This window comes from Haloarcula sp. K1, assembly GCF_001647155.1.
GTDB lineage: Archaea > Halobacteriota > Halobacteria > Halobacteriales > Haloarculaceae > Haloarcula > Haloarcula hispanica.
The window spans coordinates 1-2,210 of the sequence record NZ_LRHL01000039.1; the positions used below are offsets into that span (position 1 = coordinate 1).

At 54.2% G+C, this 2,210-nt stretch carries 1 protein-coding gene and 2 pseudogenes; 1 reads left to right on the forward strand and 2 read right to left on the reverse strand.

The window, feature by feature from the left end:
- Positions 1 to 99 precede the first annotated feature (99 nt).
- A pseudogene (locus AV929_RS12410) lies at positions 100 to 1,402 on the reverse strand (DEAD/DEAH box helicase family protein).
- A 62-nt stretch (positions 1,403 to 1,464) separates the two neighbouring features.
- Entirely contained in the window at positions 1,465 to 1,824 is a 360-nt protein-coding gene (locus tag AV929_RS12415) for a hypothetical protein (protein WP_064288409.1), read from the reverse strand.
- Positions 1,825 to 1,884: 60 nt separating this feature from the next.
- On the opposite strand from AV929_RS12415, the pseudogene AV929_RS12420 reads away from it, so the two are divergent.
- Positions 1,885 to 2,210: pseudogene (locus AV929_RS12420) on the forward strand (hypothetical protein); the annotation flags it as partial.

The window sequence follows — 2,210 nt, forward strand, 5'->3', positions numbered from 1 at the left end:
ATCTGAATGAGTTCCTCGGCCGTCTCTCGATACTGTTGCTCGCTGGCGTCAATGAATAACGGCGTGATAGTATCCTCGTGTGTCCGTGAGCGTGCAAGATTAGCTGTCAGCATTCGTTGCCACCCCCTGTCGTCGCTGCTCAGAAACATATGTTTCCACCGTGTCTTCAGCAATAATCTCGTAGAGACGGGCGGGTTGCCTGTCGTCCGTCGGCCGGAGAATCCGACCTAGCCGTTGCGCATACTGCCGTTTCGAGGCACTTCCAGAGAGAATAATTCCGACATTCGCAGAGGGGACATCTATCCCTTCGTCCAGTACCTGTGACGTAGCCAACATCGAGTACTCACCCGTTCGAAACCGCTCCAATATCTCTGTACGTTCGTCAGTCTCAGTTTGATGGGTGATGCAGGGCACGACGAACTCTTGGGAGATCTCGTACGCGAACTCGTTATTGGCGGTGAAAATAATGGTTCGGTCGTTGTAGTGTCGCTTCAGCAGATTNNTCCTGATATCCGTTCTCCTTCCAGAGCTCGAAATCGTGGCTGTCCACGTAGTCACGGTATATCTGGTACTCCTCGTCGTACGTTGTCCGTTCCTCGTCTGTGAGTTCGACTTGGAGATGAATAGTCTCGTATTCGCTGAGATACTCCCCAGCAAGTTCATCAACCGCCTCGCGATAGACAACCGTTCCAAGCAAGTCCTCTAATTCTTCGTGTGCTCCATCGGCACGCTCGTACGTAGCTGTGAGTCCGAGTCGATACGGTGCAATCGTCATCTCGGGGATCTGCTGATATGTCGGCGCTGGTAGGTGGTGTACCTCGTCTACAACGAGAAGCCCGAACTGATCGCCATACTCGTTGATATAGCGGTAGGCAGAGTCGTAAGTCGTCACCGTGATGTCCGCTATATTATGGCTGCCACCACCGAGAACACCCACACCGTCTGGGAGCTGGTCACCGAAAGCGTTGGTGAGAGTCGCGTGCCACTGGTTCATCAGGTCGATGGTTGGCACAACCACGAGCGTACTCACGCCTGCATCCGCAATAGCTTGGACAGCGAGGAACGTTTTCCCGCTCCCTGTTGGAAGAATAACACTCCCCTGTCGGCCATTGTCCTGCCACGCCGAGAGAGCGTCTTGCTGGTATTCCCGTGGTTCAATAGCGACAGACGGTGTGAGATAGAGTTCCGAGTAGGCACGAGCATCATCCTCTACCTTATCGACAGTCGCTGTGGACTCTTTGAGGGTCGCTTGTCCATCGGACTCGGTTGCCCATTTTCGGATGGAACGATAGTGCTGCGCTTGCGCCCGATACTCGTCGACGCGGTCGTCCCATTCGGCATACGGCACAGCGTCAGGAGCGTCTTCAAGCAGAAGCGTGCCATCATCAAATGAGAGACGCATTCACCTCTCTCTATGCAGGTGGGATACTTGTCCTTGCTGGGGTAACACACCAACAGGGAGGACTACATTGGGAGGTCGTCAGCGATTGAGCGAAGGTCGCTCTTTGTCGGCTGTCGTCCAATGTCGACGGAGTAGTCGCCGACCCAGAATCGAAACTGCTGGTGGTCGACATCGAAGTGGAGTCCACAGGAGACGTCTGGTTCTGTCTGCTCGTACTCGGACTTGCTCACGTTCTTGCCCTCTTGAAGCGTCTCAAGCAGGTACTCGGCGGCGTGTGGGCGTTGCTTCATCGCCAAGATATGGTCGGTTGCCACGTGTTTCAGCACTTCTCCACCTGTGTCGTATCTGTCGCCAACCAGATAGAATTCTCCGCTGAACTCGTAGGATTCAACGTGGATGCTAAGAGCATATGTCTCGGCCATACGAGATTGTCGTCATTCTGTGACACAAACATTACGCCCCAGTTGGTGTTAGGACAAGTAATGACAACAGACCGCCGCCCTGACAAAATTGAACTGGATGGGCTTGATCAACAGTTAGCGAGCGCTGACGACGGGGATGTGACCGCTCTCACACGGGCAGTCGCAACGTACGAAACACGGTTATCGACCGCACATGAGGCCGGAGAATCCGACCGCTACCGGGGTATCTCCAGAGCCTATCGAGAACAACTCATCATCGTGCTTGACGACGCAATACAGACCGAAGGGTGGGGACTCCTCGAAGAGTTTCTCAACGCATACCATCCAGAGACAACCGATGGGTTCCCACACGTGACGACAATCCTCCAGAACGTCACTGGTCGCTA